The sequence below is a fragment of the Mycobacterium sp. 852014-52144_SCH5372336 genome (assembly GCF_001665615.1).
Taxonomy (GTDB): Bacteria; Actinomycetota; Actinomycetes; order Mycobacteriales; family Mycobacteriaceae; genus Mycobacterium; species Mycobacterium neumannii_A.
The window spans coordinates 169,294-192,115 of the sequence record NZ_LZSW01000033.1 but is presented as its reverse complement, the minus strand read 5'-3'; the positions used below and the strand labels follow the sequence as shown (position 1 = coordinate 192,115).

Here is a 22,822-nt window from a genome sequence, read left to right as displayed (position 1 = left end):
CGACGATCAAGCGGCGAGGGACGAGCCGCGCTGAGGAGTCCGCCAATTCAACCCGGCGGACGACGATCAAGCGGCGATATGACTCAGCGTGGGCGCAGGGTCACCATCGGGGGGCGGTCGGCCAGCGACACCGACGATGTCCGCGGCGTGTAGTCCTGACCGTCGGCGAAGAACTGCGTCAGCCCCACACCGGAGTCCGGCACCCCGCAGCGCGACAGCAGCGTCGCGATCACCTGGCGGCTCATGCTGGCCAGCTCGGTCAGCGGCCGGTTGCGGTGGGTGCGAACACCGAGGTTGACCTGGGCGATCCCGTCGAGGCCGAGCCGGTCGTAGGCGTCGATCAGCAGACCGATCTCGACCCCGTAGCCCGGCGCGAACGGCACGGACGTCAACAGCTCACGGGTGCCCGCGTATTCACCGCCCAGCGGTTGCAGGATGCAGCTGAGCTCGGGCCGCAGGGAGGCCAGCAGCGGCCGGGCCACCAGCTCGGTCACCCGCCCGCCGCCGTTGGCGTCCTCGCTGCCGCTGACCTTCAGCGGCCTGCGGTAGAAGCCCTTGACCAGGTGCACACCGTCGGTGGTGAGCAGCGGACCCACCAGCTTGGGCACGAACATCGGGTCGGGGTCGATCAGGTCCGAGTCGACGAACACCACGACGTCACCGGTCGTGGCGGCCAGCGAGCGCCACAGCACCTCCCCCTTGCCGGGTTGCGGAGCCACCTCCGGCAGCGCCGCCTCACGGCTGATCACCCGGGCACCGGCGGCCAGGGCGCGGATCTCGGTGTCGTCGGTCGAGCCGGAATCCAGCACGATCAGCTCGTCGACCAGCCCACCGAGCAGCGGGGTGATGGTCTCGACGACGCTGCCGACCGTCTCTTCCTCGTTGAGGGCGGGCAGCACCACCGAGATGGTGCGGCCCCGTTTGGCGGCTTCGAGTTCTGAGACCGTCCACGTCGGCCGGCTCCAGCTGTGGTCGCTGAGCCAGCGTGCGATGACGACGTCAGTAGCGGGAAGTTCGGGTGTGAGTGTCATGCCAGTCCCCTCACCGTGCGCGTCGGCGGCCGTCCGCCCTGGATCGACGCGACCATCTCCAGTACACGCCGAGTCGGTCCGACCTCGTGCACCCGGAACATCGCGGCTCCGTCTGCGGCCGCCAGGGCGGTGGCTGCAAGGGTGCCCTCCAAGCGTTCGGTCAAACCCACACCCAGAGTCTCCCCGACGAAATCCTTGTTGCTCAGCGCCATCAGGACGGGCCATCCAGTGTTTACAAGCTCTTTCACATGGCGCAACAAACTAAGACCGTGATGAGTGTTCTTGCCGAAATCATGCGTCGGGTCGATCAGCACGGCGTCGCGCGCCACCCCCGCCGCGACCGCGCGTTCGGCCGCCGCGGTCACCTCCGCGATCACGTCGTCGACGACGCCGCGTTCGGTGATTCCGTAGTTGACCCGGAACGGCCTGGTGCGCGGTTGTGCGCCGCCGGTGTGCGAGCACACCAGGCCTGCACCGAACTCCGCGGCCACCTCCGGCAGCGCCGGATCGTGGCCGGCCCAGGTGTCGTTGATCAGGTCGGCTCCCGCCGCGCACGCCTGTTTGGCGACCGCCGAGCGCCAGGTGTCGACGCTGATCAGCTGATCGGGATAGGTGCTGCGCAGCCATTCGATGAACGGGACGACGCGCGCGATCTCCTCGTCGGTGTCGACGGTGTTACCCGGGCCCGCCTTGACCCCGCCCACGTCGACGACGTCGGCGCCGTCCTCGATGACCCGGTGCGCGGCCGTCTTGGCCGCCTCGTCGGTGAACGCGGCGCCGCGGTCGTAGAAGGAGTCCGGAGTCCGGTTCACGATCGCCATGATCAGCGCTCGATCGGCGGCGACGGGCCGGCCCAGGAAGCGGCCCGAGTGCGTGTTCACCCTTCCAGGCTACGGCGGCGCGATTTGTGCGTGATTTCGTTCGGCGGGCGAACGTTTCCACTCACGAATCGCTAGTTCTTGGGCTTCTTTCCGTCGGCGACCTCTTTGGGGTAGTCGTCGTAGAACTCGACGTAACCCTCGTCGCGACCGGAGAGCACGTAGATCGGATCGTCGATCTCCTCTACGTTGAAGCCCTCCTTTCGAAGGTCGACCTTCTGGCTCTTGAACGTCGACGTGTACGCCAACTCCTCGACCACCCGCACGAACAGCGGCACCGCGTAATTGGGCAACTTGTCGTATGCGGCTTTGGCCAGCGCCTTGCCGTCGAACTTCTCGCCCTCTTTGAGCTGGATCGCGGCCATGCCCGCGCGTCCGCCTGCGCCCTCGACCTCGACGCCGAAGACCGTGCACTCCTCGACCTGCGGAGCGGCGGAGATGGCCGTCTCCACCTCGGTGGTGGCGACGTTCTCGCCCTTCCACCGGAAGGTGTCGCCGAGCCGGTCGGTGAACGACGCGTGCCCGAACCCCTGCGAGCGCATGAGGTCGCCGGTGTTGAACCACACGTCACCATCGCGGAAAGCGTTGCGCACCAACTTCTTTTCGGTCTCTTCGCGATCGGTGTAGCCGTCGAAGGGCTGGAAGTTGCTGACCTTGGACAGCAACAGGCCCGGCTCACCGGTGGACACCTTCTTGACGCGGCCTTTGTCGTCGCGCAGCGGATCGCCGGTCTCCGGGTCGTACTCGACGAAGGCCACCGGCGACGGGCAGATACCGGTGGACTGCGGAATGTTGAACACGTTGACGAACGCGGTGTTGCCCTCGCTGGCGCCGTAGAACTCACACACCCGGTCGATGCCGAATCGTTCGGTGAAGTCGTTCCAGATCGCCGGGCGCAGCCCGTTGCCACAGATGACCCGCACCTTGTGCTTGCGGTCGGTGTCCTTGGGCGGCTGGCTGAGCAGATACGAGCAGACCTCGCCGATGTAGACGAACGCGGTCGCGTCGTGGCGGATGACCTCGTCCCAGAACTTCGACGCCGAGAACTGCTTACCGATCGCCAGCGTCGCACCGGAGTTCAGCACCGACGACAGCGCGACCGTCAACGCGTTGTTGTGATACAGCGGCAGACAGCAGTAGAGGGTGTCCTTGCTGGTCAGCCGCATTCCGAGGCCGCCGAACCCGGCCAGCGCCCGCAGCCAGCGGTAATGCGTCATCACGCTGGCCTTCGGCATGCCGGTGGTGCCCGACGTGAAGATATAGAACGCGTTGTCCTTGGCGAGCACCGCCGCGGTGGTCGGGGGGTTGCTGGTGGGCGCAGACGAGGCCAGGCGCTTGAGGTCGTCGATGGTGAGCAGCCCGTCGGTGTCGGCGCCGGACTCGGTGATCGGCTCGACGAAGTCGGTATCGGCGACAATGGCCTTGGCCTCCAGCAGCCCGAGGCTGTGCTTGAGCACATCGCCTCGCTGGTTGTAGTTGAGCATGCCGGCGATCGCGCCGCACTTGACCGATGCCAGCATCAGCAGCACGGGCTCCGCGGAGTTGCGCAGCATGATGGCGACGACATCGCCGTGGCCCACGCCGCGGGCAGCCAGGATCGCGGCGTAGCGGTTTACGGTCTCGTTGGCGTCGCGATAGGTGATCTGCTCGTCACCGAACCGGAGGAACACCTTGTCGCCGTAGCGCGCGGCGCGATCCTGGAAAACCTTGCCGATCGAGGTCTTGGCCGAGGGCCGCGCACCGAAACCGGTGACGACGCCCCGCAGGATCGTCGGCAGGTCCGCGATCAGCCCCGGCGCGCGGGCGGCGATGTCCAGTAAACCGACGCTGCGGCGAATCCCCGACTTCTCGGTCATGCGCGTTCGTCCCTCCCTGTTCGTTTGTCGCACACCCTAGTGACCGTGTTCATGGCGGTGGCGCACACGCCGTCATGGCCGACTCGACGTCGACAGCGACGACCAATCGGTCCAGTGCCCCCTGCGCGACGTACCCGCTGTCGCGCAGATCGTGCAGCCATGCCAACAGCCCGTCGTAGTGCCCGATGGGGTCGAGCAGCACGACCGGTTTGTCATGCATACCCAAATAACCCGCTGTCCAGGCTTCGAAGAATTCCTCGAGCGTGCCGATGCCTCCGGGCAGGGCGATGAACGCGTCCGCCCGTCCCTCCATGACTTCCTTGCGTTGACGCATCGTGTCGGTGACGACGAGTTCGTCAGCGTCCACGTCGGCGACCTCGCGATGCACCAGCGCCTTCGGGATGACACCGACGGTGTGGCCCCCGCGGGACCTGGCCGCCGTCGCCAACGCACCCATCGCCGAGACGTTTCCGCCGCCGGAGACCAGGCTCCAACCCCGCTCAGCGATCGCCACCCCAACCTCCTCGGCCAGCCCGATGAGCTCGGGGTGCATTGGACCCGACGCGCAGTAGACACACACCGCCCACTGACGACCGGACTCGCGAGCGTGGGGTTCAGCGGACACGAGCACAACTTAGCGGCAGGACGATCAAGCGGCCCCCGGCCGCGTTCAGGAGTGCGGCGATCGTTTTAGCCATAGACTCCGGCGGTGCCGATTGAGTGGGTCACCTCGCCGCCCGGACCGGCACTCGATTCGATCGAAGCCGGTCTGCAGAAACGTTCCGGCGCCGTCCTGATCGGTCCCGCCGGCGTGGGTAAGACGACGCTGGCGCGAGCGGCCGCAGAACGGCTCGCCGGGGGCTACCACCGCGTCGACTGGGTCACCGCCACCGCGCCGATGGCCGCGGTCCCGTTCGCCGCGGTCAGTCGTCTCATCGACGTCGCCGACACCGGCAAGACCGCGGACGTTCTGCGCAGCGCCCGCGACACTCTGGGTGACTCGCGCCTGCTGGTGGTGGACGACGCTCATCTGTTGGATCCCTTGTCGGCTGCGCTGATCTACCAGCTCGCGGTCAGCGGCGCCGCCGCGCTGATCGTGACGGTGGCGCCGGCCGGGGTGATGGCCGACGGTGTCTCGGCGTTGTGGGACGACGGCCTCGTCGAGCGCATCGACCTCGAGCCGCCGGGTCACGACGACCGTCGCGTGGCGGCTTCGGTCGGCGAATTCGTCACCGACCTGCCGGACGCTGCCTACCGCGTCCTGGAGTACCTGGCCGTCGACGACCCGCTGGCGCTCGACGAGCTCGAAGCCTTGGTCGGTCCGGAATCGGTCGAGGCCGCAGCGGCATCGGGCGCCGTCGTGGTCGATGACGGTTGGGTGCACCCGGCGCATCCGCTGTTCGCCGACTCGGTGCGCGAGGCACTGGGCGGTCCGGAGCTGCGCAGGCTGCGGGGTGAAGTCGTCGACCGGCTGGCCGGGCGGGCCGGTCACGGCGCCGTCGACAGGTTGCGCCGCGCGGTGCTGGCGCTCGACAGCGACAGTCCGCAGGGACCCGCCGAGCTGTCCTCGGCGGCCGCGGAGGCGTTGCGACTCGGCGATCTGGTGCTCAGCGAACGGCTCGGCCGCGCCGCGCTGCAGGGCGCACCCGACGACCTGTCCACCCGGTTGACGCTGGCGTACGCGCTGGCGTGGCAGGGCCGAGGCCGCGACGCGGACGCGGTGCTCGACGGCGTGAACGGTGCCGCGCTGTCGGAGACCGAGCTGATGGCGTGGGCGCTGCCGCGGGCCGCCAACCAGTTCTGGATGCTGTCCGAGCCCGAGCGCGCCACGGCATTCCTGCGTGCGACACGCAACCGGGTGTCGTCGCCGGCCGCACGCATCACGCTCGATGCGTTGTCGGCGACGTTTGCGATGAACGCCGGGAGCGTGTCGCGGGCGATGGAGGTGGCCGCCGACGTGTTGGCGTCGCCGGACGCCGACGACACCGCGATCGGCTGGGCGGCGGCGGCAGCGGCGTTGAGCTCGGCGCGGACGGGCCGGTTCGCCGATGTCGACGCGTTGGCCGAGCGGGCGATGGCCGCCGGACATCCGGGGCTTCTGCGGTTCACCAGCGGATTCGGGCAGACGACGGCGTTGCTGATGGCAGGTGAACTGGACCGCGCCCAGCAGCTTGCCCAGCGGCTCACCGACTTCGCGCAGCTGCAACAACCGGGGCGCGCGATCGGTGAGGTGCTGGTGGCCGACGTGCTGATCGCCAAGGGTGAGCTCGAGGAGGCGGTGCGCCTGCTGCGCCGTGCGGCCGCGGCGCTGGCCCCGACCGGCTACTCGTGGGGGCCGTTGGCGTGGATGCTGCTGGCCCAGGCGCTCGGTCAGCTCGGTGCGGGTGTCGAGGCGGGAAAGGCGTTGGCGCGTGCCGAGTCTCGGCACGGCTTGAAGTCGATGCTGTTCGCCCCGGAGTTGGCGCTCGCACGGGCGTGGACGATGTGGGCGCGCCGCGACGAGCACGGCGCCGTCGCCGCGGCCCGTGAGGCGGTGCGCAGTGCCGAGCGCGGAGGCCAGACGGCCGTTGCGCTGCGCTCGCTGGTGGACGCGGCGCGGCTCGGCGACATGCGGGCCGCGGACGCGATCGAACGGGTGAGCACCGAATGTGACTGCACAACGGGGCAATTGGCGCTGGCGCACAGCCGGGCGCTCACCGCGCGCGATGCCGCCGCGCTGGCCGAGGCGTCCCAGGGCTACGCGGCGTGCGGGTGGCACGGCGCCGCCGCGGACGCCGCAGCCCAAGGCGAAGCGCACCGCTGAAACTCGTGTCACGACGGGTCTTGTCGCGGCCCTAGGCTTGACTGTCATGAGCCAGTTGTTCGCGCAGACAAACGGGTTACGGTCCTCCGCCTCGATCCACGACCGCGTCGCGACGGACCTGTCGCACGTGCTCGCCGGCGTACCGGAGGAAACCGGAGTGCAGAACAGCCACGGCCAGATCGCGGCCGGAGTGGGCGCCGCGTTGTCGAGCGCGCTCGACGCTCGGCTAGGCACCGTGCACTCCACCGCCGACGCGGGTGCGACGATCTCCGACCTGCTGCAGAAGGCCGCCCAGATGTACGAGCAGGGCGACCACGAAGGAGCCGAGAAATTGCGTGCGGCCGCCGAAGCACTTGACAGTCAACGGGATACGCAAGCGAACGAGAGCGCACCGGCAACAGGGAGTGCCCTGGGCTCCCCCACGAATGGCGCGGCAGGCCCGCCCGGTGGCGATCAGATGGTCGGCCAGATGCTCGGGCAGGTCGGGCAGCAGGTCGGGCAGCTGGTCGGGTCGATGACGGCGCCGCTGCTGGGCCTTGCCCAAGGGTTGCAACAGGTTCCGCAGATGATCGCGCAAGGTGTACAGCAGGCCGCGCGAGGCGAAGAGACACCCGAGCGCGACGACAGTCGCGTCGACGACGAGGGCACCGGCGAACGCTCCGACGAGGAACCATCCGAGCCGACGCGCCGCGTGGAACCGGAATACCAAGCCGCACCGAGCGATTCGGCGGTAGTGGGTCGTGCACCGGAGGCGCCGGTCGCCGCGGAGGTCCCGCGACCCGCACAGACGCGTCCCCAGGTGGGTTAACCGCTACAGGTTGCGGGCGACGTCGTCGTCCCCAGACTTCGGAGGGGTGACGGGGGCAGCGCCCGCACCCGATTCACTGCCCTGTGGTCCGGCGGCGCCGTCCCACGGGCGGTCGTCGGCGCGGTGCAACGGCCGGTGGTCCTCACGATCGTCGGATTCACCGGTCTGCAGCCCGGCGTCGTCGCGAGGCTGCTGCGCCGGTGCGCCGGCACCCGGGCCCTGCACCGTCGGCCCGCCCGTCGCGGCGGCACCACCGCTCGGTGGCGCACCTCCGCCGGTTGCCGACGAGCCGCCCGGCGACTGGGCGCCTTGCATGGCCTGCTGCATGAGGGAGCCGAACATTCCGGTCTGCCCACCGAGGGCCTGAGCAGGCGCCCCCGCCATCTGCCCCATCTGACCGGCCTGCTGCCCCACCTGGCCGAGCATCCCGACGATCTGGCCGACCGACTGAGAGCCCGCGTCGTCGGAGTTCTCGTAGGCGGCCTGCGCGGCGCCCACTTTGCCCGAGAAGGTGTTCTCCTTGGCCGACAGCGCGGCGACGTTGGTGGTCAGCTGCGCGGCCAGGGTCGGCAGTACCGCCGAAATGGTGGCGCTCATCGCGTCTTGTCCCGCCGGAATCATCGGTATCTCGGGCAGTTCGACCGCCGCCGCGTTCCAGCTGATGCCGTCGGGCTTCTTCAGTGGGCTACCCATGTGCGCTCCTCGTCACCAGTCGTCATCGTCGTCGTCGTCGAGATCGTGCTCCAACGGCGCGGGCACGGCCAATCCTGGTGCGGTGCCCCCGCTGACGCCGCGCTGACCCATCATCGGGGCCATCCCGCCCATACCGCCGCCCGCGGCCATCGGGGCCGCCCCGCCGACCGCTGCGGCCCCCGCGGTCGCGCCCTCGGGCGCGGGTGCGGTGCTGACCGCCTTGCTGCCGACCAGGTTGGCCATCTGCGGGGTTTGCAGTGGCGCGCCGCCGGAGCCCGGCAGCGACGCCGCCCGGACCATGCCGGAACCGCCACCGGCGCCCGAGCCGCCGGCGAGCGGATGGTTGGAGAACGACGAGAAGGGCAGCCCCGCGCCGCCGAGGGAGTCGGCCTTTCCGCCCTGCCCGAACATCGACGTCAGCTGTTGCAGCGGCTGCGAGAGCTGCTGGCCCAGCTGCTGTGGCACCTGCATCAGCGTCTGGCCGATCTGCATCGGCAGCTGCGCGGCCATGGCTCCCATCTGGCCGACCATCTGCATCGCCTGCTGTGAACCGTCACCGGCCTGCTTCGCGGCTTCCTCCCCGCTGTCCTGCGCCTCCTTGGCTCCGGGCACGGGTGGGACGCCGAACAGCGGGATGCTCGGCGGTACGCCGAGGGTGTTGGCGAGTTCGGTGGTGCTGGCGGTGATGTTGGCGATGTTCTGCGACAGCCCCATCTTGATCCGGCTCTGCACCAGCTCCTGGGTGTTGCTGAACGGCATCGCCGAGAGGGCTTCACACTCATGCTGGACCTCTTGGGCGATCGTGTTCGCCAGCATCTTCGTCTTCACGACCGTGGCCTCCATCGCGCGCAACTTCGCCGCGATCGCGGCCGCCTGCGCCGCGTTGGCCTCGTGCCCGCCGATGATGCTGGTGGCCTCCCCCGCGGCGGCGAGCGCGCCCGCGCCCTCCCACGAATCGGACAACTGCATCAGCTGACCCTGCTGTTCGGGCACGACGTTGCCGCTGATCTTGGACGCCAACGCCTCATAGGACGCCGCCGCTGTGGCCAACGTCTCCTCGTCGACGTTCGGCCAGCCCGGGCCGGTCACGGTCTGACCACCGTACGGGCTGGAATCGGGCGCGATGCCCATGGCGCGACCCCCTTGACGACACGCTACGGGTCTCAAACTTACCGTGCCCCGGATAGCTGCCCGTGCGCCGATTTCATGCGACGTGACGTCCGATCAGGGCATCCACTGCTCCTCGAGACAGCCGCCGGATAGCCGGAGCCACCGCTGCACGCCGATGTCGGCGAGGAAGGGCTCGTCGTGGCTGACGACGACGAACGCGCCCCGGTACGCGTTCAGCGCGGCCCGAAGCTGCCCGACGCTGACGAGGTCGAGGTTGTTGGTGGGCTCGTCGAGCAGGAGCAACTCGGGCGCCGGTTCGGCGAACAACACGCAAGCGAGTGTCGCGCGCAACCGCTCACCGCCGGACAGCGCGCCCACCGGCAGATGGATCCGGTCGCCTCGGAAGAGGAACTGCGCCAGAAGATGCATGCGACGGGTGCGAGAAAGGCTCGGCGCATAGGCGGTGAGGCTCTCGGCGACGGTGAGGTGCGGATCGAGCAGGTCGAGCCGCTGCGACAGATACGCCACGCGGGTACCACTGCGCTGTACCGAACCGGAGTCCGGTGTCAGGTCCCCGCCGACGATGCGCAGCAGCGTCGACTTGCCCGCCCCGTTACCCCCGGTCAGCGCGATACGCTCGGGCCCGCGCACCGACAGGTCGACGTCGTCGAGAAGCAGCCGCTCACCGGCCGAGAAGCGCAATCCCTTGGCGGTGAGCACATCCCGGCCGGCGGGTACGTCGGTGCCGGGCAGGTCCAGTACGAGCGTGTCGTCGTCCCTGATCGCCCGCTCGGCGTCGTCCAGGCGAGCCCTGGCATCGTCGACACGCGCGGCGTGCACGCCGTCGATGCGGCCCGCGGTCTCCTGGGCTCGCCGCTTCCGCGCTCCTGCAATGATTTTCGGTAACCCGGCGTGGCTGAGATTGCGCGCCGCCGCGCCCGCCCGCCGCACCGCACGCTCGCGCGCCTGCTGCATCTCGCGCTTCTCGCGCTTGAGCAGCTGGTGAGCGCTACGGACATTGTTCTCGGCGAGGCGCTGCTCGTGGCTCACCGCCTCCGTGTACAGCGTGAAATTGCCACCGTAGGAGCGGATCTCACCGTGGTGCAGTTCGGCGATCCGGTCCATGCGATCGAGCAGCAGCCGATCGTGGCTGACCACCAGCAGGCAGCCCGTGAAGTCGTCGAGCGCGTCGTAGAGTCGGTGGCGCGCGTCGATGTCGAGGTTGTTCGTCGGTTCGTCGAGCAGCAACACGTCGGGCCGCCGGTTCAGCAGCTGCCCGGCGATGCCGATGCTGATGATCTCGCCGCCCGACAGCGTGTCGAGTCGGCGGTCGAGCGCGATGTGGCTCAGTGCGAGCCGATCCAACTGCGCCCGCGCGCGCTCCTCGACATCCCAGTCGTCGCCGATCGTGGTGAAGACGTCGGCACCGGGGTTCCCGTCGGCCAGCGCGTCGAGCGCTGCGATGACGGATGCGACGCCGAGCAGTTCTGCGACGGTGTGATGTGCGATGTAGGGCAGCGTCTGCGGCAGGTACCCGAGCGTGCCGTCGACGATGACCGAACCCGACGTCGGCGACAGCTCACCGACGATCAGCTTGAGCAGCGCGCTCTTTCCGGCGCCGTTGGGGCCGACCAGACCGGTCCGGCCCTCGCCGACGGAAGAGGACAGCTCGTCGAACAGCGGTGTGTCGTCGGGCCATACAAAAGACAACTGGGAACAGACGATAGAAGTCATGTGAGTGATCGCTTCGTGTCTCGCACGGAAAAGGGGGGACGGTCGGATCCGGGCGGCACCCGGAGACGTCGTCAACTCACATGCGTTCAGCGTAGACGCGCGGTCAAGCGGTTAAATACCGGCGCAACACGTCGGTCGCGGCGGTGATCTTCGCGACCTCGACGCGCTCGTCGACACGGTGGGCGAGGTTCGGATCACCGGGGCCGTAGTTGACCGCGGGAACCCCGAGCGCGGCGAATCGCGACACGTCGGTCCATCCGTACTTGGCCCGGACCTGTCCGCCTGCGGCAGCCACCAGCGCGGCCGCAGCCGGCTTGGTCAGCCCGGGCAGCGCACCGGCCGCCGAGTCGGTGAGTTCGATCTCGACGTCGAGACCGTCGAACACCTCGCGCACGTGGCGCAGCGCCTCGTCCACATTGCGGTCGGGCGCGAACCGGAAGTTCACCGACACCGAGGCCGCATCGGGGATGACGTTGCCGGCGATACCGCCGTCGATGCGCACCGCGGACAGGCCTTCGCGGTAGGTGCAGCCGTCGATCTCCACGCTGCGGGCCCGATACGACGACAGCCGGTCGAGCACGGCTCCGAGTTTGTGAATCGCGTTGTCGCCCAACCACGACCGCGCCGAGTGCGCGCGGGTACCGCTCGCGCTGATCACGACGCGCAGCGTGCCCTGGCAGCCGGCCTCGATATACCCGTCGGAGGGTTCGCCGAGGATCGCGACGTCAGCCCGCAGCCAGTCGGGCAGCTCGGATTGGATGCGGTTCAGTCCGTTGGCCGACGCCTCGATCTCCTCGCAGTCGTACATGACCAGCGTGATGTCGTGCGTCGGCTCGGCGATGGTGGCGGCCAGGTGCAGGAAAACCGCGTCGCCCGATTTCATGTCCGAGGTGCCGCAGCCGTGCAGTTCCCCGTCGACGAGCCGGCTGGGCAGATTGTCGGCGACGGGCACGGTGTCGAGGTGGCCGGCGAGCAGCACCCGCGACGGCAGCCCCAGGTTCGTGCGGGCCAGCACGGCGTCGGCGTTGCGGATCACCTCGAGGGAGGTCTGTTCGCGCAGCGCGGTCTCGACTTCGTCGGCGATGCGCCTCTCGTGGCGCGACTCGCTGGGAATGTCCACCAGCGCGGCGGTCAGCGCGATCGGATCACCGTGCAAATCGAGGCCCACACGGCTGACGTTAGTCTCTACTGCGTGACTTCTGCTGCAGGCATAGGACTGGCGACGATCGCCGCCGACGGATCTGTCCTCGACACGTGGTTCCCGGCACCCGAACTCGGAGCAGACGGCCCGTCGGGCACGGTGCGGTTGTCGGTGGCCGAGGTGCCCGAAGAGTTGGGCGCGCTGACCGGGCGTGACGAGGATCGCGGTGTCGACATCGTGGCGGTCCGGACGGTGATCTCGTCGCTGGAGGACAAGGCTGCCGACGCCTACGACGCCTATCTTCGGTTGCACCTGCTGTCGCATCGTCTGGTCGCGCCGCGCGGCTTGAACGCCGACGGCCTGTTCGGGGTGCTGACCAACGTCGTGTGGACCAATCACGGGCCGTGCGCGGTGGCGGGCTTCGAGACGGTGCGGGCGCGCCTGCGCAAACGCGGTCCGGTGGCGGTCTACGGCGTCGACAAGTTCCCGCGGATGGTCGACTATGTGCTGCCGACGGGCGTGCGGATCGCCGACGCGGATCGAGTACGGCTCGGTGCGCATCTGGCCGAGGGCACGACCGTCATGCATGAGGGTTTCGTCAACTTCAACGCGGGCACGCTGGGCAGCTCGATGGTGGAGGGCCGGATCTCGGGCGGCGTGGTGGTCGGCGACGGATCCGACGTCGGCGGCGGCGCGTCGATCATGGGGACGCTGTCGGGTGGCGGCAAGGAAGTGATCTCGGTGGGCAAGCGGTGTCTGCTTGGCGCCAATGCGGGCCTTGGCATTTCGCTCGGCGACGACTGCGTGGTCGAGGCCGGTCTGTACGTCACGGCCGGCACGAAGGTGCAGACCGCCGACGGTCAGACCGTCAAGGCGCGCGAGCTGTCCGGCGCCAACAACCTTCTGTTCCGGCGTAATTCGCTTTCAGGCGCCGTCGAGGTGGTCAACCGCGACGGCACCGGTATCACGCTGAACGAAGCGCTCCACCAGAACTGAGGTCGAGCACCTTTTATGTTCATGTTGCGCGAGCGTCCGTGTTTGTACCGCAACACGCCGGTGCAGACGGTCATTTCGCGGTCGCTCGCGGCGTGACGAGCGCCCCCGTGATGTCGCGGTGAGCGCTCAGTCCGCCGCGGCGTTCGGCTTGAGCGGCGGACAGCGCCCGTCGACGACGGCCAACTCGAAGTGCCAGATCTCGTTGGCGTAGATCTGACACAGGCCGAAGCGGCGGCCGTTGGCGATCAGCCACTTGTCCGCCTCGACGGGCCCGATGTCGACGGCTTCGCCGGTCACGTGCTTCGACTTCTCCGGTGAGGCGACGAATTCCCGTGCCGCTTGGACACTTCCGTACCGGACGACGCCGTCGTCGAAGAGCCGCTCCTGAAACCCCTTCGATCGCCAGCCGGACGTGATGCGCATCGTTATGCCGTCGTCTTCGGCGTCGCGCGCCGCCTTCTGCACCGCCTCGCGCAACCCGGGATCGAGCCACTTCACGATCGGATGCTCGGTGTCGAACGGGCTGACGGTCCGGCCGTCGGGCAGCCAGCCGCCGACGGTGTCCTGCGCGGCCGGCCCGATGCTCAGCGGCTCCTGGCCGACGGCGGGTGCCGGGGGTGGCGGCGGCGGAGGTGTGCCGCAGGCGGCGATTGCGCACACTGAAGCCGCCGCGAGCGTGCGCAAGATGCTGAGATTTCGCGGCGTGTCGTATACAGACGCGCACGCTCGCGCCAATAGGGACGGGGCGGTCAATCTTCGGCGGCCAGGATGCAGAATTCGTTGCCCTCCGGATCGGCCAACACGACCCAGCTTTCGTCGCCCTGGCCGATGTCGACGTGGCGCGCGCCGAGGCCGACCACCCGCTCGACTTCGGCCTGCTGATCGTCAGGCCGGAAGTCGAAGTGGATGCGATTCTTGGCGACCTTGTCATCGGGCACCGCGAGAAACAGCCAGTCGGGGCCGGCGCCGGGCGGTGCGTGCAGCACGACGTCACCGTCGTCGTCGACGTCGTGGGGCCAGCCCAGCACCTGCGACCACCACCGGCCCAACGCCGAGGCGTCGTGGGCGTCGATGCAGATCTCGTCGAACCTCAGCGTCACCGTGCCAGCTCCTTCTTGAGCACTTTTCCCATCGCGTTGCGCGGCAGCGAGTCCACCAGCCGCACCTCACGCGGTCGCTTGTGTATCGAGAGCTGTTGGGCTACATACTCGATCAGCTCGTCGGGGGTGGCGTCACCGACGACGAACGCGACGATGCGCTGGCCGAGGTCCTCGTCGGGCACACCGACGACCGCCACTTCTTGCACACCGGGATGTCCGAGCAGTGCAGCCTCGATCTCGCCGGCACCCACGCGGAAACCTCCGGTCTTGATCAGGTCGACGGATTCGCGTCCGACGATCCGGTGCATACCGTCGGCGCCGATCACCGCGACGTCGCCCGTGCGATACCAGCCGTCGGGGTCGAGCACCTCGGCGGTCGCATCGGGGCGGTTGAGGTAGCCGTCGAACAACGTCGCGCCCCGAACATGAAGCTGCCCAATGGTTTCCCCGTCGTGCGGCACCGCGTCGCCGTGCTCGTCGACCAGCCGGGTCTCGATACCGGTCAGCGGCAGTCCCACCCAGCCGGGTCTGCGCTCACCGTCGGCGCGGGTGCTGATCGTGATCAGCGACTCCGTCGATCCGTAGCGTTCGATGGGCCGGTGACCTGTCCTTTCGACCAACTTGTCGAACACCGGCACCGGCAGCGGGGCGCTGCCCGAGACCAGCAGCCGCGCCGACGCCAGAGCCGCTGCCGCGTCCGCGTCGTCGGCCACCCGCGACCACACCGTCGGCACCCCGAAGTACAACGTCCCACCTGCCCCCGCATAGTTCGGCGGACTCGGTTTCCCGGTGTGCACGAACCGGTTTCCGATGCGCAGCGATCCGAGCAACCCGAGGATCAACCCGTGCACGTGATACAGCGGCAAGCCGTGCACCAGGATGTCGTCGGGCGTCCACTGCCACGCTTCGGCGAGCGCGTCGAGGTCGGCGGCGATCGCGCGACGGCTGACGACGACACCCTTGGGCGGGCCGGTCGTGCCGGAGGTGTAGACGATCAACGCGGGCGACTCGGCGGACGGTTCGGCGTAACGGTGCCACGAGCGCGCGTGCAGTCGCACCGGCACGTGCTGCAGACCCTCGGTTTCCGCAGGCCTCTCCCCCAGCCACGCCTGCGCGCCCGAGTCGCCCAGAATGTGTCTGCGCTCGGCGGCGCCGACGTCGGCGGGCACGGGAACGACCGGCACACCGGCGATCAGGCAGCCGGTCACCGCCAAAACGGTCTCCACGGTCGGGGTGGCCAGTACCGCGACCCGCTGCGCACCCGCGACGCGTTCGGCCACCGACGTCGCGGCGCCCACCAGATCACTGCGCGACAACTGCGCCCCGCCGATGCGGACCGCGTCCCCGATGTCGGCGCCACCCGCGACCGCGGCGGGGTTGAGCGAAGCCAGCAGCATAAGCAGCGAGGTTACCCATATCGGCTCGGCCATACTTGGCGCGTGACTCACATTGAGCGGCTGGCATCGCGCGAGGTCTACCGGAACAACTGGATGGCGCTGCGCGAGGACGACATCCGCCGACCCGACGGCAGCGACGGCATCTACGCGGTCGTGGACAAGCCGACCTATGCGTTGGTGATCGCGCGGGATGGCGACAGGTTCCGGCTGGTCGAGCAGTTCCGCTATCCGCTGGGTCTCCGGCGCTGGGAGTTTCCGCAGGGCACCGCGCCGGACCAGAAGGACCTCGCGCCCGCCGACCTCGCGGCGCGCGAACTGCGTGAGGAGACGGGTCTGCGCGCGTCGGAGCTGGTGCGCCTGGGACTGCTCGACGTGGCGCCCGGAATGAGCAGCCAGCGCGGCTGGGTGTTCCTGGCGACCGGCATCACCGAGGGCGAGCACGACCGCGAGCACGAGGAACAGGACATGCACAGCGAATGGTTCACCCGTGCCGAGATCGAGCAGATGATGCGCGACGGGGTGATCACCGGTGCGCAGTCGATCGCCGCGTGGGCCCTGCTGGTGCTGTCGGGGCGCTGACGGAAGCGATGAGTTTGGTCGCGGTGCCGAGTCTTCACAGTGACGCAGAAAAGCGACCACAGGAGACTGACATGGCGACTTCAGGCACCATGCCGATCGGCATGTATTCGTTCGACTGCCGCACGCCGCCGCGCTGGCGCGCTTCTGGTCCAGGGTGCTCAACCGGCCGGTCGACGACCACGCGACCGCGGAGTTCGCCACCGTCGGCCTCGACGACGGCGGGGTGACCTGGATGTTCCAGGGCCGCCCGGCCGCGGACCTGCCCGCCGGACAGAATCGGCTGATGATCGACTTCAACGGCGGACCCTCGTGGTCGGAGCACGCCGACCGGGTCGAATCGTTGGGCGCAGTGCGCGTCAGTGATCACCAGGAGGACGGTCTGTACTGGGTCGTCTTCCGCGATCCCGAAGACAACACGTTTCGCATCTTCTCGCCTCGGCCGTAGCCGGCCCGTCGACAACCACTTCGAACCGCAAGCCGCCCTGCTTCGTGTACCAGGTAGGAGCGATCGGAGGAGGTGACACGATGACCGCGATCTACGGGATGATGGCGATGATGCCGCTGGTGTTCGGCGGCGCCGGCTACTTCCTCGTGTCCTCCGCCGGCTGCGGCGAGGGCCCGCAACCACCGGCACATCGAGACCAATCCGTGACGGTGTCGTAGCCTTCGGCAAACCGTGTCGCGAGGGGTTGGCGGACGTCGGCTAAGTAGTGTTCACGATATGTCCGCCCGTGCCCTGACCAGTGCGCTGTTGGGGCTGACATGTGCTGCGGCCGCGAGTGTTTCGCTGCTGCCGACGGCCGCCGCAGCGAATCCGGCGTGGAACGGGCGCTACGAGATCGTCACCTACGCGTCGGACAAGATGGGCACCAGCGTCGCCGCCGCTCAACCCGAACCCGATTTCAGCGCGCAGTACGTGCTGGCGACCGACTGCTCGGCGGGGTTGTGTGTCGCCACCGTCGTGTCGGGTCCCGCGCCGAGCAATCCCACCATCCCGCAACCGGTCCGCTACACCTGGGATGGGGCGCGCTGGCAGTACGCCTACAACTGGCAGTGGGAGTGCTTCCGCGGCGACGGGGTTCCCAGCGAGTACGCACCGGCGCGGTCGCGCGTGTTCTACGCCCCCGACATCGACGGACAGCTGTTCGGGACCTGGCAGACCGAGATCCTGAGCGGAGCATGCCGCGGGACGGTTGTGATGCCTGTCGCCGCGCGCCCCGTCAGCTCACCCGGCATTCCCGTCGGCGTGGCACTCTAAGCGCCGCGGCGTTCGGCCAGCGCCCGCAGAAAGAACATCAGGTTGGCGGGCCGCTCTGCGAGCCTGCGCACGAAGTACCCGTACCACTGGGCGCCGAACGGCACGTACACCCGCACATGGTTGCCCGCAACGGCCAGCCTGCGCTGCTCGGCATCGCGGATGCCGTACAGCATCTGGTACTCGAAACCGTCTCGGCCGCGGTTGTTCTCGGCGGCCAGCGCGGGTACCGCCGCGATGACGGCCGGGTCGTGCGAGGCCACCATCGGGTAACAGTTTCCTGCCATCAGCACCCGAAGGCAGCCCAGGTAGGAGTCGGTGACGTCGTCGCGGTCGCGGTAGGCCACCGACGCCGGTTCGTCGTAGGCACCTTTGCACAACCGGATTCGCGCAGCCGCCGATGAGCGCTTGCGCGAAGAGAATGCAGCAGGGCCGGCGAATTCCCGGCAGTCGGCATGCGTGCGCTTGAGATACGCCTGCAGAGCCGTTCCCAGCCAGCCGAACTCGGTGCGCAGATCGCGCACGATCGACAGGGTCGAATCGGTGGTGGTGTGGTCTTCGGCATCCACCGTCACCCACACCCTGATGCGCTGTGCCCGTTCGCAGATGGTGTGGGCGTTCTCCAGCGCGATCTTCTCGCCGTCGCGTGCCAATGCCTGCCCCAACGCAGACAACTTCAACGAGACCTCGAGTGGCCGCACTTCGGCCGGTCCCTCTTCACGCCGCGCGAGACCATCCAGCAGCGTCAGGTACGCGTGCACGTTCTCGGTCGCGGTGTCCGCGTCGGTCACGTCCTCACCGAGGTGGTCGATCGACACGAGGCGACCCGAATCACGCAATTCGACAACGGCGTCGAGCGCATCGTCCACCGTCTCTCCCGGCACGAACCGGTGCACGACATCGCGTGTCACCGGAAGCCGCTCGGCGGTTCTTCGCAGGGACTCCCGCCGGCCGGCGGCCATGATCGCCGGCCGCGCAACGCGTTGGAAGAATCCCATTACTGCTCCATGTGCGGATAGTTGTGGTCGGTCGGCGGGACGAGGGTCTCCTTGATCGAGCGCGCCGATGTCCACCGCAGCAGGTTCAGCGCCGAACCCGCCTTGTCGTTGGTGCCCGATGCCCGCGACCCGCCGAAGGGCTGTTGTCCGACGACTGCACCGGTCGGCTTGTCGTTGATGTAAAAGTTGCCTGCCGCATGGCGCAGTCGCCGTTCGGCCGCCAGCACCGCCGAGCGGTCGTCGGCGATCACCGCACCGGTCAGCGCGTACTTCGCCCCGGTGTCGACGACGTCGAGGATGCGGTCGTATCCGTCGTCGGGGTAGACGTGAACCGCCAGGATCGGCCCGAAATACTCGGTGTGAAACGATTCGTCGGTCGGGTCGTCGGACAACAGCACGGTCGGGCGGACGAAATAGCCTTCTGTGTCGTCGTATTCGCCGCCGACGGCGATGGTCACGTGGGCGGTCTTCGCGCGCTCGATCGCCTTGACGTTCTTGGCGAACGCCCGTGCGTCGATCAGCGCACCGCCGAAGTTGGTCAGGTCGGTCACGTCGCCGTAGCGCAGTTCCTCTGTTGCCGAGAGGAAGTCGTCGCCCATCTGCTGCCACACCGAGCGCGCGATGAACGCCCGCGACGCCGCCGAGCACTTCTGGCCCTGATAATCGAACGCGCCGCGGATCAGCGCCGTGCGCAGCACGTCGGGCTGCGCGCTGGCATGGGCGACGATGAAGTCCTTGCCACCCGTCTCGCCCACCAGGCGCGGGTAGCCGTGGTAGCGGTCGATGTTGTTGCCCACCTCGCGCCACAGATGCTGGAACGTCGTGGTCGACCCGGTGAAGTGGATGCCTGCCAGCCGCGGATCCGACAGCGTCACCTCGGAAACCGCCACGCCGTCCCCGGTGAGCAGGTTGATGACGCCGGGCGGCAGACCGGCCTGCTCCAGCAACTGCATCGTGAGATAGGCGGCGAACGTCTGGGTGGGCGACGGCTTCCAGATCACGGTGTTGCCCATCAGCGCAGGCGCCGTGGGCAGGTTGCCCGCGATCGCGGTGAAGTTGAACGGCGTGATCGCGTAGATGAACCCGTCGAGCGGTCGGTAGTCGGTGCGGTTCCAGACCCCGCGCACGCTGATCGGTTGTTGCTCGAGGATCTTTCGGGCGAACGAGACGTTGAACCGCCAGAAGTCGATGAGTTCGCAGGCGGCGTCGATCTCGGCTTGATACGCCGACTTGGACTGCCCGAGCATGGTGGCGGCGCAGAGTTTTTCGCGCCACGGGCCTGCGAGGAGGTCGGCCGCCCGCAGAAACACCGCGGCCCGGTCGTCGAACGGAGTGGCCTCCCACTGCGCTTTGGCGACCATGGCGGCCTCGATGGCCGCGGCCGCGTCGGCGTGAGTGGCGTTGCTGAGGGTGCCCAGCCGCCCGGAAGGGTCGGTGTGACGGTGTGGCTGCACCACGTCGATGCGGTCGCCGTCACCCATCCGGTGTTGGCCGCCGATGACGTGCGGCAGGTCGACGGGGTGTGCGGCGACGGAGGTCAGCGCCTCGATGAGCCGGGCGCGTTCACCCGAGCCCGGCGCGTAATCGTGGACCGGCTCGTTCGCCGGAGGGGGAACGTCGGTGATGGCATCCATGACGAAATGATGCTCGGCCACGACACCCGATCCGATGGCCGATCCGACAACGCCACCGACGATCTATAGTCGGATCAGACAAAGGGGCGTGCGATGGAGCCACGAACCGCCGGTCTCGGCCTCGGCCGACTGCTGCTGGCGCTGGACCGGACCATGGTGACGCTGGTCGAGGCGCCGCGCGGCCTGGACATGCCCGTCGCATCGGTCGCCCTGGTCGACGCCGACGATGTCCGGCTGGGTCTGGCCGTCGGACCCGGCTCGGCGGACCTGTTCTTTCTACTCGGTGTCGACGACGTGGACGCGGTGCGCTGGCTCGAGCGGCAGTTCGCAGGCACCGGCCGGGTGCCCGCCGCGATCTTCGTCAAGCAACCGTCTCCTGCCGCGGTCGAGCAGGCCGTCGCGCTGGGTACCGCGGTGGTGGCCGTCGAACCGCAGGCCCGCTGGGAGTCGCTGTACAAGCTGGTGAACCATGCGTTCGAACATCACGGCGACCATGGCGATCCGCATCACGATCCGGGCACCGACCTGTTCGGCTTGGCCCAGTCGATGGCCGATCGCACACGCGGCATGATCAGCATCGAGGACGAGAATTCCCACGTGCTGGCGTATTCGGCGTCCAGCGACGAGGCCGACGAGCTACGCCGGCTGACCATCCTCGGCCGCGCCGGCCCGCCCGAGCACTTGGCCTGGCTCGCGCAGTGGGGCATCTTCGACGCCCTGCGTTCGAGCACCGACGTTGTGCGCGTCGCCGAACGACCGGAGTTGGGGCTGCGACCGCGCCTGGCGATCGGCATCCACATTCCCGATGCGAAAGCCGGCCGGTTCGCCGGAACCATTTGGTTGCAACAGGGTTCGGCACCGCTGGCCGACGACGTCGAGGAGGTGCTGCGCGGCGGGGCCGTCCTTGCGGCACGCATTCTGTCGCGGCTGTCGGCCTCGCCGTCCACACACACCAGACAGGTGCAGGAACTGCTCGGCCTGTCCGGTGACGCCGTCGATGTCGCAGCCGTCGCACGGGAACTCGGCGTCTCCGTCGAGGGCCGAGGTGCGCTCGTCGGGTTCGTCGATCCCGAGGGCACCACACCGGCGAGTGTGATCGCCCTGAGCGCCAGCGCGTTTCGGCCCGATGCGCAGATCGCGTCGAGCGGTGCGCGGGTCTATGTGCTGCTTCCGAAGATCGGTGCGCCGTCATCGGTGATGTCGTGGGCGCGCGGTGCGGTCGCGACGCTCGACCGCGAACTGGGGCTCTCGCTGCGGGCGGTCGTCGCCGCCCCGCTTGCCGGACTGGCGGCCGCCGCGAACGCGCGCGCCGAGGTGGACCGGGTCTTCGACAGCGCACAGCGTCACCCCGGCGCGATCGGCCACGTCGCGTCGCTCGACGACGCGCGTACCACCGTGCTGCTCGACGAGATCGTGTCGCGGATCGGTCAGCGGCTCGTCGACCCGCGGATACATCAACTGCGAGAACAGGATCCGGTGCTCGCCGAAACGCTCGGGGACTACCTCGACGCCTTCGGTGACATCACCGCGGTCGCTCAGCGACTACACGTGCATCCGAACACGGTGCGCTACCGGATCCGTCGCATCGAGAAGTTGTTGTCGACGTCGCTGAACGATCCAGACGACCGGCTGGTGCTCGCGCTCGGTTTACGAGCGACGGAATCTAACCGGCCGTGAGGCGCTGTGCGGCCGCCGATATCCGCTCGTCGGTCGCGGTCAACGCGATCCGCACGTGTTTGGTCCCGCGGGCGCCGTAGAACTCGCCGGGTGCGACGAGGATGCCGCGCTGCGCGAGCCAGGCGGCGGTGTCACGGCACGGCTCTCCGCGCGTCGCCCACAGGTACAACCCGGCCTCGGAGTCTTCGACGGTCAACCCGGCCGCGCGCACGGCGGGAAGCAGGATCTCGCGCCGTTTCTCGTAGCGGGCCCGCTGCTCGCGTTCGTGCTCGTCGTCGTCGAGAGCGGCGACCATCGCGCCCTGCACCGGCGTCGGCACCATCATTCCGGCGTGCTTGCGAACCGCCAGCAGCTCGGCGACGACGCTCGGGTCTCCCGCGACGAAACCGGCCCGGTACCCGGCCAGCGACGACGTCTTGGACAGCGAATGCACGGCCAGCAGCCCGGTATGGTCCCCGTCGCACACCGACGGATGCAGCACCGACAGCGGTTGGGCGTCCCAGCCGAGCCCGAGGTAACACTCGTCGGAGGCGACCAGTACTCCGCGCTCGCGTGCCCAGCCGACCACCTTTCGCAGGTGGTCGACGCCGAGCACCTTGCCCGTCGGGTTGCTCGGCGAGTTCAGGTACACCAGGGCGGGAGTCTGCGGACCGAGTTGTGTCAGCGAATCGGCCCGCACGATCCGCGCGCCCGCCAACCGCGCGCCGACGTCGTACGTCGGGTACGCCAGCTCGGGCGCGACCACAGCGTCGTCGGGACCCAACCCCAACAGCGTCGGCAACCAGGCGATCAGCTCTTTGGTGCCGATCACCGGCAGCACGGCGTCGGGCGACAGGTCCGTGATGCCGTAGCGCCGCGCCAGCGCGTTCACCGCGGCTTCTCGCAAGGCGGGGGTGCCTGCGGTGGTCGGGTAGCCGGGCGCGGCGCTGGCCGCCGTCAGCGCTTCGCGGATGACGGGCGCCACCGGATCCACCGGGGTGCCCACGGACAGGTCGACGATGCCGTCCGGGTGCGCACAAGCCAGCGCGGTCACGTCGGCCAGGGTGTCCCAGGGAAACGCCGGCAGCGACGCGCTACGGGGCTGTCGCGCCGCTCGGCTGCGCTGCGCGGGCGGCGGCATACTGCGCCCTGC

General features: G+C 68.9%; 22 protein-coding genes. 8 read left to right on the top strand and 14 right to left on the bottom strand.

Going from position 1 to position 22,822, the window contains the following annotated elements; translation table 11 throughout:
* Positions 1-83 precede the first annotated feature (83 nt).
* The 4 genes from A5759_RS07210 to A5759_RS07195 form a co-directional block, all read right to left on the bottom strand.
* Positions 84-1,031, bottom strand: a complete 948-nt coding sequence (locus A5759_RS07210) for a glucosyl-3-phosphoglycerate synthase (RefSeq protein ID WP_064396681.1) — start codon at positions 1,029-1,031, stop codon at positions 84-86.
* A complete protein-coding gene (folP, locus tag A5759_RS07205; RefSeq protein ID WP_068195679.1) occupies positions 1,028-1,852 on the bottom strand; it encodes a dihydropteroate synthase in 825 nt (274 codons plus the stop codon). The genes A5759_RS07210 and folP overlap by 4 nt, the downstream gene beginning before the upstream one ends.
* A gap of 131 nt (positions 1,853-1,983) precedes the next feature.
* A complete protein-coding gene (fadD6, locus tag A5759_RS07200; protein WP_068195622.1) occupies positions 1,984-3,765 on the bottom strand; it encodes a long-chain-acyl-CoA synthetase FadD6 in 1,782 nt (593 codons plus the stop codon).
* A gap of 49 nt (positions 3,766-3,814) precedes the next feature.
* Positions 3,815-4,390, bottom strand: coding sequence for a TIGR00730 family Rossman fold protein (locus A5759_RS07195; protein WP_068195676.1), 576 nt, complete (start codon positions 4,388-4,390; stop codon positions 3,815-3,817).
* Positions 4,391-4,474: 84 nt separating this feature from the next.
* Between A5759_RS07195 and A5759_RS07190 the strand changes: the two genes are divergently transcribed.
* On the top strand, positions 4,475-6,568 hold the full coding sequence (locus tag A5759_RS07190; RefSeq protein ID WP_068195619.1) for an AAA family ATPase: 2,094 nt from the start codon (positions 4,475-4,477) through the stop codon (positions 6,566-6,568).
* A 46-nt stretch (positions 6,569-6,614) separates the two neighbouring features.
* Positions 6,615-7,376, top strand: coding sequence for an ESX-1 secretion-associated protein (locus tag A5759_RS07185; RefSeq protein ID WP_068195617.1), 762 nt, complete (start codon positions 6,615-6,617; stop codon positions 7,374-7,376).
* A 3-nt stretch (positions 7,377-7,379) separates the two neighbouring features.
* Here A5759_RS07185 and A5759_RS07180 read toward each other — a convergent pair whose 3' ends face one another.
* The 4 genes from A5759_RS07180 to dapE all read right to left on the bottom strand — a co-directional run bounded on the left by A5759_RS07180 (position 7,380) and on the right by dapE (position 12,081).
* Complete coding sequence (locus A5759_RS07180) at positions 7,380-8,069, bottom strand: hypothetical protein (protein WP_068195614.1); 690 nt, start codon at positions 8,067-8,069, stop codon at positions 7,380-7,382.
* Between the two features lie 12 nt (positions 8,070-8,081).
* The gene (locus A5759_RS07175; protein ID WP_068195611.1) at positions 8,082-9,200 is read right to left on the bottom strand and encodes a hypothetical protein; all 1,119 of its coding nucleotides are present in this window, start codon (positions 9,198-9,200) and stop codon (positions 8,082-8,084) included.
* Positions 9,201-9,293: 93 nt separating this feature from the next.
* Positions 9,294-10,913, bottom strand: coding sequence for an ABC-F family ATP-binding cassette domain-containing protein (locus A5759_RS07170; RefSeq protein WP_068195609.1), 1,620 nt, complete (start codon positions 10,911-10,913; stop codon positions 9,294-9,296).
* A 103-nt stretch (positions 10,914-11,016) separates the two neighbouring features.
* Entirely contained in the window at positions 11,017-12,081 is a 1,065-nt protein-coding gene (gene dapE / locus A5759_RS07165; RefSeq protein ID WP_068195604.1) for a succinyl-diaminopimelate desuccinylase, read from the bottom strand.
* A 24-nt stretch (positions 12,082-12,105) separates the two neighbouring features.
* Here dapE and dapD point away from each other — a divergent pair, with 24 nt between their 5' ends.
* Positions 12,106-13,050 (top strand): 2,3,4,5-tetrahydropyridine-2,6-dicarboxylate N-succinyltransferase, encoded by a 945-nt coding sequence (gene dapD, locus A5759_RS07160; RefSeq protein WP_068195601.1) that lies wholly within the window; start codon positions 12,106-12,108, stop codon positions 13,048-13,050.
* A gap of 126 nt (positions 13,051-13,176) precedes the next feature.
* Here dapD and A5759_RS07155 read toward each other — a convergent pair whose 3' ends face one another.
* The 3 genes from A5759_RS07155 to A5759_RS07145 form a co-directional block, all read right to left on the bottom strand.
* Complete coding sequence (locus tag A5759_RS07155; protein WP_068195674.1) at positions 13,177-13,737, bottom strand: M15 family metallopeptidase; 561 nt, start codon at positions 13,735-13,737, stop codon at positions 13,177-13,179.
* A gap of 62 nt (positions 13,738-13,799) precedes the next feature.
* The gene (locus A5759_RS07150; protein ID WP_068195596.1) at positions 13,800-14,150 is read right to left on the bottom strand and encodes a VOC family protein; all 351 of its coding nucleotides are present in this window, start codon (positions 14,148-14,150) and stop codon (positions 13,800-13,802) included.
* Positions 14,147-15,547: an acyl-CoA synthetase gene (locus A5759_RS07145; protein ID WP_068195593.1), complete on the bottom strand. Its 1,401-nt coding sequence runs from the start codon at positions 15,545-15,547 to the stop codon at positions 14,147-14,149. The genes A5759_RS07150 and A5759_RS07145 overlap by 4 nt, the downstream gene beginning before the upstream one ends.
* A gap of 93 nt (positions 15,548-15,640) precedes the next feature.
* Between A5759_RS07145 and A5759_RS07140 the strand changes: the two genes are divergently transcribed.
* From A5759_RS07140 to A5759_RS07130, 4 genes are all read left to right on the top strand, one after another.
* The gene (locus A5759_RS07140) at positions 15,641-16,126 is read left to right on the top strand and encodes an NUDIX hydrolase (protein WP_068195669.1); all 486 of its coding nucleotides are present in this window, start codon (positions 15,641-15,643) and stop codon (positions 16,124-16,126) included.
* A gap of 115 nt (positions 16,127-16,241) precedes the next feature.
* Positions 16,242-16,571, top strand: coding sequence for a VOC family protein (locus A5759_RS07135; RefSeq protein WP_068195589.1), 330 nt, complete (start codon positions 16,242-16,244; stop codon positions 16,569-16,571).
* A gap of 80 nt (positions 16,572-16,651) precedes the next feature.
* Entirely contained in the window at positions 16,652-16,789 is a 138-nt protein-coding gene (locus A5759_RS25905) for a hypothetical protein (RefSeq protein ID WP_156616843.1), read from the top strand.
* A gap of 58 nt (positions 16,790-16,847) precedes the next feature.
* A complete protein-coding gene (locus A5759_RS07130; protein ID WP_068195586.1) occupies positions 16,848-17,384 on the top strand; it encodes a hypothetical protein in 537 nt (178 codons plus the stop codon).
* Here the strand turns inward: A5759_RS07130 and A5759_RS07125 are convergent.
* Positions 17,381-18,379: a proline dehydrogenase family protein gene (locus tag A5759_RS07125; RefSeq protein WP_068195583.1), complete on the bottom strand. Its 999-nt coding sequence runs from the start codon at positions 18,377-18,379 to the stop codon at positions 17,381-17,383. The genes A5759_RS07130 and A5759_RS07125 overlap by 4 nt on opposite strands.
* On the bottom strand, positions 18,379-20,013 hold the full coding sequence (gene pruA / locus A5759_RS07120) for an L-glutamate gamma-semialdehyde dehydrogenase (RefSeq protein ID WP_068195666.1): 1,635 nt from the start codon (positions 20,011-20,013) through the stop codon (positions 18,379-18,381). The genes A5759_RS07125 and pruA overlap by 1 nt, the downstream gene beginning before the upstream one ends.
* A gap of 93 nt (positions 20,014-20,106) precedes the next feature.
* Between pruA and A5759_RS07115 the strand changes: the two genes are divergently transcribed.
* Positions 20,107-21,690, top strand: a complete 1,584-nt coding sequence (locus A5759_RS07115; protein WP_068195580.1) for a CdaR family transcriptional regulator — start codon at positions 20,107-20,109, stop codon at positions 21,688-21,690.
* Here the strand turns inward: A5759_RS07115 and dapC are convergent.
* Positions 21,677-22,810, bottom strand: coding sequence for a succinyldiaminopimelate transaminase (gene dapC / locus A5759_RS07110; protein ID WP_068195577.1), 1,134 nt, complete (start codon positions 22,808-22,810; stop codon positions 21,677-21,679). The genes A5759_RS07115 and dapC overlap by 14 nt on opposite strands.
* Positions 22,811-22,822: the final 12 nt, after the last annotated feature.